This is a genomic window from Streptomyces sp. NPDC024698 (genome assembly GCF_055559015.1).
Window position 1 is genome coordinate 183,570 of the sequence record NZ_JBVHLK010000009.1, and the last position, 13,148, is coordinate 196,717.

Genomic DNA, 13,148 nt, shown 5'->3' on the forward strand with positions numbered 1-13,148 from the left:
GGCGGAGGGGCCGGAGCTGTTTCCGGCGTACCGGCGGCCGGGATCACCACGAGGCCGGTCAGTGCCCGACGCCTGCCGGCTCGCGGGTGCGGTCGGTGTCGCCGCGCAGGATCCCGGCGGCCGCGGCTGTGGTGACACAGAGCAGGGTCAGCAGGACGAAGGCGTGGTTGAGGGCGACGACGTGGGTCAGCCAGCCGATGACCGCCGGGCCGGCGAGCATGCCGACGTAGCCGAGCCCGGCGACGCGGGAGACGTTGGCACCCGCCGCCGCGGGGTCGGCGTGACCGGCCGCGCTGAACAACTGCGGGACGGTGCCGGACAGGCCCAGGCCGAACAGCGCCCAGCCCACGAAGGCGGCCCAGATCCAGGGGCCGAGTGCCACGAGCGTGATGCCGACGGCGGCCAGCGCCGCGCCGTGACGAAGGACGGCCAGTGAGCCGAACCGGGCGACGAGACGGTCGGCGAGCAGCCGGCCGACGGTCATTGCCGCCGCGAAGGTTCCGTAGGCGAAGGCCGCCGTTCCGGCGGGTGCGCCGAGGACATCCTTCAGATGCAGGGCGCTCCAGTCGTTCGCTGCGCCCTCGCAGAGCATGACCATCAGCGCCAGGACGGCGAGGAGCCAGACGCGGCTTCGGATGCCGGGCGATGCCTCCGGTCCCGCCTCGGAGCTGGAGTCGGCATCGGAGCCCGGGTCGACATGGGAGTCGGAGCCCGGGTCGGAACCGGATCCGGCCGTCTGAGCGGCGGCGGGGGCGGTCGGCAACAGGGCACGTGCCGTCGCCAGGGCGATCACGACGCCGACGGCACCCATGACGGCCATGCCCGCGACCGGGTCGAGGCCGCCGCTCGCCGCACCCGCCGCCACGAGCGCGGCAAGCACCCCGCCGACGGAGAACGTGGCGTGGAATCCCGACATGACAGGTCGCCCGTAGGCCTTCTCCACGTGCACGGCGTGGGCGTTCATGCTCACGTCCAGGCAGCCGTTGCAGAACCCGAAGACCAGCAGTGCGCCCGCCAGCGTCCAGGGGTCACGGGCAAGGCCGGGCAGTATCAGGGCCGCGCCGCACAGCACTCCGCCGGCGGGGACCACGACGCGTGCGCCGAAGCGGTCGGTCAGAGGACCGGCCACCCTCATCCCGAGGAAGGCTCCGAGCCCGAGCAGCACGAGCAGACCGCCCAGGGTCGCGTGGCTGACGCCCACACGTTCCTCGACGGCGGGAATCTGCACCACCCAGGCACCCATGAGGGTGCCGCACAGCACGAAGTAGACATAGGTCGCCACGCGGGCGGCTCGAAGCGATCGTTCCATGCCGACACCGTAACCGAACAGTCTTTATGTTCGAAAGTCCCATCATTGAACATGTTGATTGTTCATTGCGAGGTGGTGTTCAATCCGGGTATGAGCAACGCAGACCGGCACGGGCTGATCGCCAAGGCCGTCAGGGACTCCGGCGGCGCCACGGTCACGGAACTCGCGGAGCTGACCGGCGCCTCGGAGATGACCATCAGGCGCGACCTCGACGCGCTGGCCGCCCAGGGTGTCCTGGAGCGGGTCAGGGGCGGGGCACGCACCCTGCTGCTCAGGGGCGAGGAGCCCCCTTTCGCGCTGCGCACCAACGACTCGGTCGACGCCAAGCGCCGGATCGCCGCCGAAGTCTGCGCGATGATCTCCGACGGCGAGAGCGTCCTGCTGGACAGCGGGACGACCTGTCTGGAGGTCGCCCGCCTGCTGCGTGAACGGCCCGTCACCGTCCTTCCGCTGTCCCTCCAGGCCATCCACCTGCTGGGCGAGACACCGGGCCCGGCCACGCTGGTGGTGCCCGGCGGACAGCCCCGCGCCGCCGAGGGGGCCCTCACCGGCCCCCTGACCCTGGCCTCCCTGGCAGCCCTGCGCTTCGACACCGCGGTCATGGGCTGCTGCGGACTGAGCGCGGCCGACGGGCTGACCGCCTACGACCTGGCCGACGCCGCGGTGAAGAGAGCGGGCATCGCCTCGTCCCGTCGCGTGATCCTCGCGACGGACGGCAGCAAGCTCGGTCACACCGCCTTCGCCCACGTCGGCCCTTCGGCGCTCCTGCACACACTCGTCACCGACACCACCGCGCCGCCCGGGGAGGTGGCCGCGATCGAAGAAGCCGGAACCGTCGTCAGAGCCGTCTGACGGCCGCCCCGCTGTGCGGGGTCACCCCATCACGGCTTCGCGCCGGGTCCGCCGCACCCCGCGGGTTCACGGCCCGGGTCAGGCCGGAATACGTACCGTCTCCACCCAACTCGGCGGCTGCGGTGCGGTGGAGCCGATCAGCGCCGCGATGACGCGGCAGGGCGGACTCTCCTGGGGCCAGGGAGTGAGCCCGTCGGTCAGGACCACGACGATGTTCGGGCGGTCGGGTGTCGCGAGCGCCGCCTCGATGCCGACGCGCATGTCCGTGCCGCCACCGCCGCCCAGGGTGATCTGTTCGGTGGCCGTCACACGGGACACGGCATGCACGTCGGCGTCGCAGGCGAGCACGGTCACGCGGTTGCCCCGGATGCCCACCTCCCGCAGGACACCCGTCACCTCCCCCAGGGCGGCGGCCAGTTCGTCGTCCCCCATGGACCCGGAGGTGTCGATGACGACGGCGACGCGGGGCAACGGGCGGCGCAGGCTCGGCAGGACGACACCGCGCAGTGCGGGGGTCCGGCGCGAGGGACGGCGGTAGGTGTAGTCGACGGCCCCGCCGGCCCAGGCGGCTGCCTCCCGTACCGCGCCGGAGAGCGCCTGCCGCCAGTCCACGGTGGGTTCCAGGGTCTCCTCGGCCCAGCGCTGCCAGCCCCCGGGCAGGGAACCGCGTGAGCGCTGGTGGGCGCGCATCGCCTCCGCTGTCTGCCGGCGCAGGGCCTGCGCCTCGACGTCCCCGATCCGTGCGGGCCCGGCGGTCCCCGGCGACTCCCAGGCCTCGGGGCGGCCGTGAGCGCCCGATCCGCAGTTCGGTGTACGCACCTGCGGCGGCAGCCGGTCCAGGTACACCTCGAAGATCTGGCCCTCGGGCAGGCCGAACCGGCGGGGTTCCATGCGCCCTTCGGGCAGCCGCAGACCGTCGGCGAGCAGATCGTCGTTGATCTCGCAGTCCTGGGCGACGTTCACACGGTGCCAGTCGCGCTGGGCCTCGGCGGGAAGGCGGTCCGCCCGGCCGTGGTGGTCGCGCAGCAGATGCGCCACCTCGTGCACCCAGACACCGGCGAGCTCGGGCACCTCTGTCGCCTCGACGAAGGCAGGTGACACATAGCAGCGCCAGTGCCGGTCCACCCCCATCGTGGGCACGTCCGTACTCGGCACGACGGTCAGGGAGTACAGCGCGGCCGCCAGATACGGGCGGTCGCTCGCCGCCCGGTAGCGGGCGGCGAGCAGCTTGGTCATGTCCAGCGCGCCTCGGGCGTCCCCCGTGGTCCCCGAACGGCTCACCGGCCGCCGCCGGGCAGCGCCCCCGACATCTGGAGCAGATCCAGGAATCCGTCGATGCCGGGCGGTACGGGCCAGTCGAGGTGCCGCATCGCCGCGAGATCGGTGGCGGCCCGGGCGGCCACGTCCGGTACCCCCGCGTCCACGGCCTTCGCCAGGACCGCCCAGCCCGCCTCCCAGCGGGGCCGGGTGAGGTCGCTCTGGATGGCGGCGACCACCGCGATGAGGAAGGCCAGTTGCCGGTCGCCGCGTTCGGGCAGGGCGAAGGCTTCCGGGTCGGCGAGGACACGGTCGGGGTCGGGCAGGTCGAGGTGTTCGAGGTACGAGAGCAGTTCGAGGCCCGCGCCGTCCCCGACCGCTCCGGTCAGCGCGGCGGCCAGCGCCTCGCGGCCCGCGCCGGCCGCGTACGCGGTGGCGAGCAGTTTGAGCGCCATCTCCCAGGTGCGGGGGGACGGCCAGGAGCGGCCCCGGTTCTCGGCGTCCCCGGGAAGGTGGTGGACGAGGCCGGGCCGGGCGGTGAGGAATCCGGAGATCGCGCCCCGGGCCCGTGCGACCGCACCTGGCACCTTCGAGGCGCCGACCAGGGGGACGGTGACCTCCGGCCAGGTACCGGCCAGACCTCGGGCGACGATCCGGGGGTCGTGGGTCCACTGGAGATGGACGAACCGGTTGGCGAGCGGCGGGCTGAGATGCCAGCCGTCGGCCGCGCTGGAGGGCGGGTTGGCCGCGGCGACGATGCGTATCGACTCCGGCAGGACCAGACTGCCCACTCGCCGTTCCAGCACCACGCGCAGCAGGGCCGCCTGCACGGCGGGGGGCGCCGAGGAGAGCTCGTCGAAGAAGAGCAGTCCGTGTCCGGCTCGTGCGAGGCGGACCGCCCAGTCCGGCGGGGCCATCGGGACGCCGGTCGCGGCCGGGTCGTCACCGACGATGGGCAGTCCGGCGAAGTCGGAGGGTTCGTGCACGCTGGCGATGACCGTCTCCAGCGGCAGCCCGAGTCCGGCGGCCAACTGCTCCAGGGCGGCGGACTTGCCGATACCCGGCTCGCCCCACAGCAGCACGGGCTGATTGGCCGTCACCGCTAGTGCGAGTGCCTCCAGTTGCGGGTTGGCGGCCGTCTCCGTACGGCTCGTACGCAGCCGGCGGTTGAGGTCGTCCGCGGCGGCGAGCGGGCCGCCGGACGGCGCGCCGGGGGCGGTCCCGTTGGTGCTCAAAAGGGGAACCTCTCCTCGTCTTCGGGCTGGTCGTCGTCTCGGGGCGGGCCTTCGTGCCCGTGCCGGCTTTCGAGTCCGGGCTAGCCCTCATGTCTGGGCTAGCTCTCGTGTCCGGGCTGACCCTCGTGTCCGGGCTGACCCTCGTGTCCGGGCTGACCCTCGTGTCCGGGCTAGGCCTCGTCCTCGGACTCGTCAGGGTCGTCGGCCCAGTACTCCGCCTGTTCGTCCATCCACTCGTCCCACTCCTCCGAGCCGACGCCCGGGTGCTCCGCCTGGACGCGCTCTCGGAGGAATCCCAGGTCGGGCCGCTTGTAGCGGCGGACGATCTGGGCCAGCGACAGCTCGGACTGGTCGACCACGTCGAGGCGTGCGCCGGCGGCGACCAGCGCCTCCACCAGGGCCTTCGAACCGAGGTCGTTGACCGCCACGAACAGCGGTGTGCGGTCCCGCACGTCGCGCGCCTCGATGTCCAGTCCCTCGGCCAGCAGCCGCGGCAGGAGCGCCTCGTGGTCGAGAAGGTTCAGCGCGTGCAGCAGGCTGCGCCCGGTGGCGTCCCGTACGCGGGGGTCGACGCCCGCGTCGAGGAGTTCGAGCACGCCGGGGGTGTCACCGTGCTGGGCGCGCAGGAACAGTTCGTTGCGCTGGGCCCGCAGCGCCTTCGGCAGGCGGCCGTCCCCTGTGGTCCACGTCTGCTGCACGGCGAAGCATCCGGCGACGGCACCGCCGAAGGCGCGCAGGGCGCGTTCGCGCCGCTGTTCCTCGTCGGTGTGCGGCATGCGCAGCAGGCCGCCGGGGCGGAAGCCCACCTCGTGCCATTCCCCGCGGCATCTGACGCGCACCGGCCGGGGAGGTGTCGGTCCCGGTGGGCCGGCCGGGACCGTGGGGACGGGGAGTTCGGGGAACAGCGCCTCACGGACGAGGGGATGCAGATGCTCGGGCTCGACGCCCCCGAGGCGCATCAGGTCGAGGTCGGGAAGCCTGCGCCACAGTGCCTCGGCGAGGACCGGCTCCCCCTTGACCTCCTCGCGGTCGACGGTTCGAACCAGCAGGCCTCCCGCGTCCGCGGGCTCCAGCAGGATGTACGTCCGCCAGTGCGCGGCGATGACGAAGCGGGGGCCGGCGCCCTCGGCCATCTGCCGGCGGATCTCCGGCTCCAGGCTGGTGTGGGCGAGCGCGATCTGGGCCACGACGTCTGCCGGGTTCGCCTGGTACCGGCCCGTGGTCTGCGAGGCCGTCAGGTCCGCGTCGATGCCGGCGGAATCCAGGGCCGCCTGGATCTCGCCCTTCTGGTGCAGCAGCGTGGCCCACTCGGCCCGGGCCGCCGGGTCACCCGGGCCGGGATCGGCCGTGGGGAGTTCGTCCACGCCGAGCGGGGTGGCGTCGGCGTGGAAGAACGGCGGCCTGTCCGCGCCTCCGCCGGAGCGTTCGAGCAGTTCGGTGGTGTGCCGCGCGTCCCACAGATGCCGTGCGGAGCGCCAGTCGTCGGTGCTCGGTCCGAAGACCCCCGCCGCCCGCTCGTCCTCGACCGGGCCGAACCGCAGGGAGATCCGCTGGGGCCCGGCGAGCATCGCGGGTGTGGTGACGTGCAGGTAGCACGTGGTCAGGCGGTCCTCGTCGGCCGTCTTCGGGCGGTAGCGCGCTAGCACGATCGTCCGGTCCGTGGCGAGCGTGGTCTGGCCGCCCAGCGAGCGCGGCAGGTGCCAACGCAGCAGGTCGGGGACGAAGTGGCGCAGGTCGCGCTCCAGTGCCGTCGCGACATCGTCGCCACAGTGGCCCGCGACCTCGGACAGGTCGAAGGCGATGTCGACGTTCGCCGCCGCGCAGGCCCCGCGCCAGTCACCGGCCAGACGGCAGGCGGTCGCACGGTCGATCATCCAGCGGGGCACCGCGTACCTGCGGATCCGGCGCCGGCTCGACGCCTCGTCCGGGGGGAAGCAGCGGAGTTCGCCACGCGTGCTCAACGGTAGACACTCCTGATCGCGCACAGGTCGGCGTGCGCCCCGCCGGCGGGGCGCAGGCGCTGGGTGAAGGACCTCTTCACCTTCCGGGGCAGGCCAGGACCCAGACCGACGTACTCCAGGGCCGAGGTGTCGGGGACCGCGGCCAGCAGTGTCTTGGCGCCACGGCCGGTCAGGCCGGTGTGGCAGAGCTCCAGCCGCCGCAGCGGGCTGCCCGGCAGGGCCTCGGCCAGCGCGTGGGCCCCTTCGTCGCCGGTGGTGTTGGCGGGCGCGCCGAGGCTGCGTTCCGACAGCGGCCGGCCCAGGTCGAGTGCCTCGATCCCGTGGAGGGAGCGGGCGAGGGCCCTGGCACCGGCGGGGCCGATGCCGTTGCCGCCCAGGCCGAGGCGTACGGGCCGGGCGGGGTCGGCGGCGGTCGCGAGGATCGCCGCGCCCTCGTCTCCGAGGTGATTGGCGGCGAGGTAGAGCTCGCGCACACCCGCCTCACGGATCAGCGTCGCGAGGATCGGGGCCGCTTCCGCGGTCAGGCCGTTGCCGCCGAGGAAGAGGCGTTCCACCGGGCCGGTCCGGTTGACGAGGGTCTCGCACAGGGCGTGCAGACCCTCTGTGGTCAGGCCGGTGTTGACCAGGTCGAGGGTGCGCAGCGTGGTGTTGCGGCGGAGCATGACGGCGAGCGCGCGGGCACCGTGGTCGCCCACCGGGTTCCGCTTGAGCCACAGGGCGTGGACGGTGTCGTCCGTCGTCAGGGCGCCGGCGAGCGCGGTGACGCCCTCGGCTCCGATGCGGTTGCAGCCGAGGTAGAGGGTGCGCAGTCCGTGGTCCTGGGCGAGGGTGTCGGCGACCGTGCGGGCGCCCTCGTCGCCGATGGCGTTGGTGCCGAGCAGGACGTGCGTGGCGTGCGGGGAGGCGGCGGCCACGGGCATGAGCCGGGCGGCGCCGCCCGCGCCGAGGCCCTGCTTGCACAGGTCGACCCGTCCGTCCGCGCGTACGGTCCCGAGCGGGAAGGTCTCGTCGGCCTCGACCGGCGCGGCGGACCGCAGTCGGGCGAGCAACGGGTCCAGAGCGGCGGGTTCACTGATCGGAAGGTCGGGATGCTCGATCGCGGGGCAGCGTACGGGCGTCGGCTGCGTCATCACCACTCCACCGGTCCATCGCCGGTGCCCGACGTGCCCAGGGCGGCATCGCCCTCCGCCCGCCCCGGGTGAACCGACGCCAATCGACATTCCTTCACGACAAAGGTGGCAAGACCGGCCGGATTCGAACCGGCGTCCTCCAGCTCGTTGCTTGGGCGCGACGACCTCTGCGCTACAGCCTTGCCACGGTGATCATAGCGGCTGTCGCACCGGCGTTCGGACCCAGTTGGGCAGATCGGGGCCGGACGAACCCCGGAGCGACGGCGCCCCCTTTCGACGGCATACGTCCTGTCGGTGATCGCGTGGGAGGAGGCGGACAAGGACTGCTGAGTGAAGGTCGCCACACCCGGGCGCCCTCCTGCCCGACGCGGCGCATGCCGATGCCACCGAAGGTGAACTCCGCTCAGCGAAGCGTGTGTTGACCGACAAGGTCGTCCAAGACGGCGTCCGGGCCTGACCTGATGACCGTGTCGCGTCCGCGCGCCGGGTGGACGTGTCCGCGGCCGTCCTTGAGCGTGAGGCCGGACCCGCCTCCTAGACGACGTCGAATTCATTGCCTTCCGGGTCCTCCAGTGCGACGGCGTAGTGCCCCATCTCCGGCCTGTCCGCGATCCGAAGGACGCCGGCCCCGGCTTTGACGAGTCCTTCGACCGTGGCGGTGACCCGCTGCTTGCGGACCTCCAACGGGACGTCGCGCCCGCCGCCGACCTTCAGGTCCAAGTGCAGTCGGTTCTTGGTGACCTTGGACTCCGGCACCTTCTGGAACCACACCCGGGGTCCGTGCCCCGCGGGATCGACGATCGACTCAGGGGTGTCACCCGCACCGACCGGCAACTCCTCCTCGGGCACGCCCATGTCCGCCCAGTAGTCCCGCCAGGTGGCGTGACCGGCTGGCGGCGGTTCGGGCACGTATCCCAGAGCCTCGCTCCAGAACGCCACCATCCTTCGCGGGTCGGCGCAATCGATCGTCAGCTGCCAAGTTTTCTCCATGACCAGAGACTGCCAGACGGGTCTGACAACGGCCGGCGAGCGATCTGTCGGTCCGACCCGCCGGAACACCATGCGTCCGCGGCGATTCCCCTGATGCATCCTGGTTCTCGTCGAAAAGATCCAACGGGGGGCGCTGGATGTGGTCAGTGTTGTCGACGGTCGGGATACCGGCGGGGGAACGGTTCGACTGGTACTCCGACATCGTCTCGCGTGAGGTGATGCCCGCCGCCCTCAGCAGCGAGCGGCCCGCCGAATTCCACGGCGAGGCCGCGGTGCTGGACCTGGGGGAGATCCGTGTGTCGAGGTTCTCCCTGTCGCCGCTGCGCTCTCGGCGCACGGCCGCGATGATCCGGCGTGGCGACCCGGAGCAGTACCAGCTGGCCCTCTTGCGCCAGGGAGCCACATCGCTGTCGCAGTACCGGAACGAGTGCACCATCGGCACCGGTGACCTCATGCTCTGGGACACCTCGCGTCCCTCCGACAACCAGATGCCCGCCCAGGGCGGGCAGGTGCAGGCGACGATCCTGCTGCTGCCCCGGACCGTCGTGCCCCTGCGCACCCAACGCCTCGACCAGGTCCTGGCCCGCCGCATCCCGGGCGACCGGGGCATGGCCGCGGTCCTGTCGTCCTTCATGACCGCACTCGAGGACCACGGCGCCGAATGCGGTCCGGAGGAACTCCGCGGTCTCGGCACGGTCGCCGTCGACCTCGCGACGGCCTGCCTGGCCCAGCACCTGGACAGCGAGGACCAGCTTCCGGCGGAAGTCCGGACGCGGGCGCTCCTCCAGCGGATACGCGCCTTCATCGAGCACAACCTCGGCGACCCGGAGCTGGATCCGTCGGCGGTCGCGGCCCAGCACCACATCTCGGTGCGCACGCTGCACCAGCTCTTTCACGACCAGGGCGAGAGCGTCCGCGCCCGGATACGGCGACGCCGCCTCGAACAGTGCCGCAGCGAGCTCGCGGACCCCGGTCTCCGCGCCCGTCCGGTGGGAGCCATCGCCGCCCGCTGGGGCTTCAGTGGGCCGGTGGTCTTCAGCCGTTCCTTCCGCGAAGCGTACGGACTGAGCCCGACCGAGTTCCGAGCGCTGTGCGTCGCTCCTCCGCCGGCCGGCGCATCCGTCCGCGGGCTTGGGACCGCCCGCGGACGGATGTGCCGATGACGTCAGCAGCCCTTGTTGATGGCCCTGGTGCCGACGTAGAGGACGCCGTTCGCGTTCATGTCGACGGTCGAGCCTCCGCCCCCCTTGGTGTTCGAGGCCCAGACGACGCCGCCGCTGCTGTTGTAGACGACGAAGTTGCCATCGGTCTGGTAGACCGCCCAGTTGTTGTCCCCGGAGCCCCAACTGTTCGTCGCCCAGCACGCGTAGCGACTGCCGTCGTCGAACCGGAGGTACTCGACCAGGTTGCCATCGCTCTGAAGGACGAGCTGGATCTGCCATCCCTGCGGGGAGTACCGATAGATCATCTGCCCGACGTGCAGGGCTTCACCCCGGTACAGAAAGCTTTGGCCCGCGGCCGCCGATGCGGTTCCGGCGGAGCCGATGAAAGCCGATGCGGCCAGACCGGCCGCCGCGGCGGCCGTCGCAAGCCTGCGGGTCATGCTCATACTCACGGTCCTCCATTCGAGACGTTCCCTTGCGGTCCACCTGGGTGCGGACAACCGGCGGACGGACCCGTCCCGCGAGTGAGTCTTCCGGCTGCCGCGACCCCCTCGTAGAAGATGCCAAGGCCCGGGGCGACGGAGTTGACGTGGAGTGCGAGATCTCTTGATCGTGCGCGCATGCGGCCGAATGTGGAAAGCCCCGGCGTGGGCCCGGTGTCCAGGCGCCAGGACGAAGATCTCTCGTCCGGCAACCGACCGACGCGCCCTACGAGTTCAGAGTTCTGCCAGCCACGCCCGCGTGCTCTTGGGACCGCGGAAGCGGTGAACGTCGAGGGGCGCGAAGCGGTCGTCGACGACCCGTTGACCGATTTCGCGCCGACGGTTTCCGTGCTGGGACCAGGCCCACCACGCCGGATGTTCCCGGCTCAGCCAGCCCTTCCAGGTCTCCCTGTTGCCGCCGAAGAGGACTTCGCGGGTCGCTGAGCGTTTCAGTGATCGGCGCAGGACCCGGGGCATGACCACGCGTTGGGGATAGTCCAGCCAGACCACGGTGTCGGCCCGTTCCCACAGCAGTTCACGAACCTGCGGGTAGCCGAGCGAGTCGACGATCCATCGAGGCTCGGCGACGAGCGTTGCCACCTCGTCCGTCAGCTTTTCGTTGACGGACCAGTCGGGGCCGTCGAAGTAGAGCGCGTCCATCTCGTGGTAGGGCAGGCCGAGTCGGGTGCTCAGCGCTCGCGCGAGCGTGGACTTGCCCGCACCGGTAACACCCACCACCAAGATCCGTTCCACGGCCGCACCTTATCCCGGCGCCCTGAGGGCGAGGCGAGAGCGACCGCTGTACGATCCCGTTTCATGACGACGCCCGACTGCTACGCATGTGGCAGGGAAGCGGAGTTCGACGACCTTCCACCGCGTGAGCGCGTGGCATCCGACGAACACTGGCGCGTGGCCCACACGTTCAACACCGCCCTGCCCGGCTGGCTGGTGCTGCTGCCCCGGCGCCACGTGACCGCGGTTCATGAACTCACGGACGCCGAGGCGGCCACCCTGGGGATGTGGCAGGTCCGGCTCTCCCGGGCGCTGCGGAGCACGACGGGCTGCGCCAAGACCTACGTCATCCAGTTCGCGGAAGCGGAAGGCTTCGCGCACGTGCACTTCCACATCGTTCCGCGCGGGGCTGATCTGCGACCCGAGCATCGCGGACCGGGCGTCTTCGAGCTGCTCCGGCGACCCGGCCAGGAACACGTATCGGCCGCCGACGCGGACCGAATGGCCCACTCCCTGCGCGTTCGACTGGGTGAGGCCTCCAGAGCTCGGTGAGTGCCGTCACATGTCCCGACATGCCTTGGCCTTGAACTCCGTCGTGGAGGCGACTGTGGTGGATTCGTCGCCGTTGTCCGACACGGTGTCGTAGAGGATCGTGCCCGGCTTGAGCCGACTCCGGTCGCCCGAGGTGAAGGAAATGTCGCCGGACGACGACGAGTTGTCCTTCGTCCACCCGTAGAGCGTGTACGTGGTCCTGGCGGTGAGCGGTCCGAGGGGTTTGGTCGTGGTCCAGCCGGTGGCGGGGGCGTCGAGGGGCCAGGTGGCGAAGCCGTGTGTGAGGGGGTGCCGGGCGGTCCATGAACCGACCGTCACCGACTTGTCCGCGTCGGCGTCGTCCACGAACAGGGACGCGCCGTCGATCCGATGCCCGCAGACCATCATGACGCCGAGCAGATGGCCGTCCGCGGTCACGGACAGGCCGGCGACGGCGTCCACGGGAACGGAGCACCCGGAGGTCGTGGCCAGGGCCGCACCGACCGCGACGGCACCGACGGAGAGCCGGAACCCCGGACGTGAAGTGGTCGACCGCATGCCGGGCCCCTTCCCGGGGTGCGCGTACGGCCCCCTGTCCCGATGCTAGGGGCGAGCCGGGCCTGAACTGAGGCCCGCCACCCACTCGTTGTGCGGTCGTTGCCGCCTCGTACTCGCGCCGAGGACCACCCTCGAAAAGCTCATCGCGTCCTCCGGGGCGGGGTGAACACGTAGAGGTCGAGAATGTCGGGGCAGGGGGCGACTCCGGGGCCGCCTGCCCGTACCCAGGCGGCGATGTCCGCGGTGGCCTCGGCGTCGTTGACGAGACCGAGCCAGACGGGGCGGGCTCCGGCGGCCCGTGCGGCCGCGGACGGCTGGACGACGATCACGTTGGCGTGTTCGCACACATCGAGGCAGTCCGAGACCCGTACGGGAACCTCTTCGGACAGCCGCGCGAGCTGCCGGTCGTGATCCACGCCGGTGACCTTCGGGGTTCCGCAGCAGCAGTCCCGGCAGACGACGACACGGCACGGGGCGGGTTCGGCAAAGACGTGCTGCTCCGCGTGGCCGCGGTTGCCGGGCGTCACCTGGTCGCCGCCGGTCGCGGCGTCCTCCTCCGGCTTCGCGTCTTCGTGCGGGCGGGCGTCGGCGGCGGTGCGTGGCACGGCGGACGCCCGGACGCGAGCCGGGGTTCGGAGCGGAGCGGGGACATCGACGGGAACAGGGGTACGGAGCACGGGCATGCCTCAGGGGTCGGGGCTCGTACGCGGAGCCTGGCCTACAGGTCCTCCGGGGGCCGGAGGTGCCAGCAGGTCTTCGGACTCGGGTTCGTCCGGACGGGGCGCCTTCCCGGTCTCCCAGTGGCGCTGTGCCCCGCCCGTCCCCCTCACCGCTGCGCGTCAGCTCCGGATTCGCACCGGATTCCCTGACCACGGATGTGGTTCGACTGGCTCGCCGAGGCTATCAAGTCGCTTTCGCCGCCCGGATGACGGACGTTCTGCGCCCCTC

At 71.8% G+C, this 13,148-nt stretch carries 13 protein-coding genes, 1 pseudogene and 1 riboswitch; of the genes and pseudogenes, 3 read left to right on the forward strand and 11 right to left on the reverse strand.

Annotated features, from left to right (window positions below; all coding sequences use genetic code 11):
- Positions 1-58: 58 nt before the first annotated feature.
- Complete coding sequence (locus ACZ4AA_RS22180; RefSeq protein WP_467604914.1) at positions 59-1,309, reverse strand: MFS transporter; 1,251 nt, start codon at positions 1,307-1,309, stop codon at positions 59-61.
- Positions 1,310-1,399: 90 nt separating this feature from the next.
- Here ACZ4AA_RS22180 and ACZ4AA_RS22185 point away from each other — a divergent pair, with 90 nt between their 5' ends.
- Entirely contained in the window at positions 1,400-2,161 is a 762-nt protein-coding gene (locus ACZ4AA_RS22185; protein ID WP_467604919.1) for a DeoR/GlpR family DNA-binding transcription regulator, read from the forward strand.
- A 78-nt stretch (positions 2,162-2,239) separates the two neighbouring features.
- Here the strand turns inward: ACZ4AA_RS22185 and ACZ4AA_RS22190 are convergent, their stop codons facing one another.
- The 6 genes and pseudogenes from ACZ4AA_RS22190 to ACZ4AA_RS22215 form a co-directional block, all read right to left on the reverse strand.
- Positions 2,240-3,397, reverse strand: coding sequence for a vWA domain-containing protein (locus tag ACZ4AA_RS22190; protein WP_467604923.1), 1,158 nt, complete (start codon positions 3,395-3,397; stop codon positions 2,240-2,242).
- A 41-nt stretch (positions 3,398-3,438) separates the two neighbouring features.
- Positions 3,439-4,653 carry an AAA family ATPase gene (locus ACZ4AA_RS22195; RefSeq protein WP_467604926.1) on the reverse strand — a complete coding sequence of 405 codons (1,215 nt, stop codon included), beginning with the start codon at positions 4,651-4,653 and terminating at the stop codon, positions 3,439-3,441.
- Positions 4,654-4,823: 170 nt separating this feature from the next.
- On the reverse strand, positions 4,824-6,614 hold the full coding sequence (locus ACZ4AA_RS22200) for an ankyrin repeat domain-containing protein (RefSeq protein WP_467604928.1): 1,791 nt from the start codon (positions 6,612-6,614) through the stop codon (positions 4,824-4,826).
- Positions 6,611-7,744 carry a leucine-rich repeat domain-containing protein gene (locus ACZ4AA_RS22205; RefSeq protein ID WP_467604932.1) on the reverse strand — a complete coding sequence of 378 codons (1,134 nt, stop codon included), beginning with the start codon at positions 7,742-7,744 and terminating at the stop codon, positions 6,611-6,613. The genes ACZ4AA_RS22200 and ACZ4AA_RS22205 overlap by 4 nt, the downstream gene beginning before the upstream one ends.
- Positions 7,745-7,850: 106 nt before the next feature.
- Positions 7,851-7,926 (reverse strand): annotated as a pseudogene (locus tag ACZ4AA_RS22210).
- A gap of 352 nt (positions 7,927-8,278) precedes the next feature.
- Positions 8,279-8,734 (reverse strand): VOC family protein, encoded by a 456-nt coding sequence (locus ACZ4AA_RS22215; RefSeq protein WP_467604935.1) that lies wholly within the window; start codon positions 8,732-8,734, stop codon positions 8,279-8,281.
- Positions 8,735-8,871: 137 nt separating this feature from the next.
- On the opposite strand from ACZ4AA_RS22215, the gene ACZ4AA_RS22220 reads away from it, so the two are divergent.
- Complete coding sequence (locus ACZ4AA_RS22220) at positions 8,872-9,897, forward strand: AraC-like ligand-binding domain-containing protein (RefSeq protein WP_467604940.1); 1,026 nt, start codon at positions 8,872-8,874, stop codon at positions 9,895-9,897.
- Between the two features lie 2 nt (positions 9,898-9,899).
- Here ACZ4AA_RS22220 and ACZ4AA_RS22225 read toward each other — a convergent pair whose 3' ends face one another.
- Entirely contained in the window at positions 9,900-10,337 is a 438-nt protein-coding gene (locus tag ACZ4AA_RS22225; RefSeq protein WP_467604945.1) for a hypothetical protein, read from the reverse strand.
- Between the two features lie 276 nt (positions 10,338-10,613).
- Complete coding sequence (locus tag ACZ4AA_RS22230) at positions 10,614-11,132, reverse strand: P-loop NTPase family protein (protein WP_467604948.1); 519 nt, start codon at positions 11,130-11,132, stop codon at positions 10,614-10,616.
- A gap of 63 nt (positions 11,133-11,195) precedes the next feature.
- Here ACZ4AA_RS22230 and ACZ4AA_RS22235 point away from each other — a divergent pair, with 63 nt between their 5' ends.
- The gene (locus tag ACZ4AA_RS22235) at positions 11,196-11,663 is read left to right on the forward strand and encodes an HIT family protein (RefSeq protein ID WP_467604952.1); all 468 of its coding nucleotides are present in this window, start codon (positions 11,196-11,198) and stop codon (positions 11,661-11,663) included.
- A gap of 6 nt (positions 11,664-11,669) precedes the next feature.
- Here ACZ4AA_RS22235 and ACZ4AA_RS22240 read toward each other — a convergent pair whose 3' ends face one another.
- Both ACZ4AA_RS22240 and ACZ4AA_RS22245 read right to left on the reverse strand, forming a co-directional pair.
- Positions 11,670-12,200 carry a hypothetical protein gene (locus ACZ4AA_RS22240; RefSeq protein WP_467604956.1) on the reverse strand — a complete coding sequence of 177 codons (531 nt, stop codon included), beginning with the start codon at positions 12,198-12,200 and terminating at the stop codon, positions 11,670-11,672.
- A gap of 140 nt (positions 12,201-12,340) precedes the next feature.
- The gene (locus ACZ4AA_RS22245) at positions 12,341-12,727 is read right to left on the reverse strand and encodes a (2Fe-2S) ferredoxin domain-containing protein (RefSeq protein ID WP_467605247.1); all 387 of its coding nucleotides are present in this window, start codon (positions 12,725-12,727) and stop codon (positions 12,341-12,343) included.
- Between the two features lie 203 nt (positions 12,728-12,930).
- Positions 12,931-13,106, reverse strand: a riboswitch (cobalamin riboswitch).
- Positions 13,107-13,148: the final 42 nt, after the last annotated feature.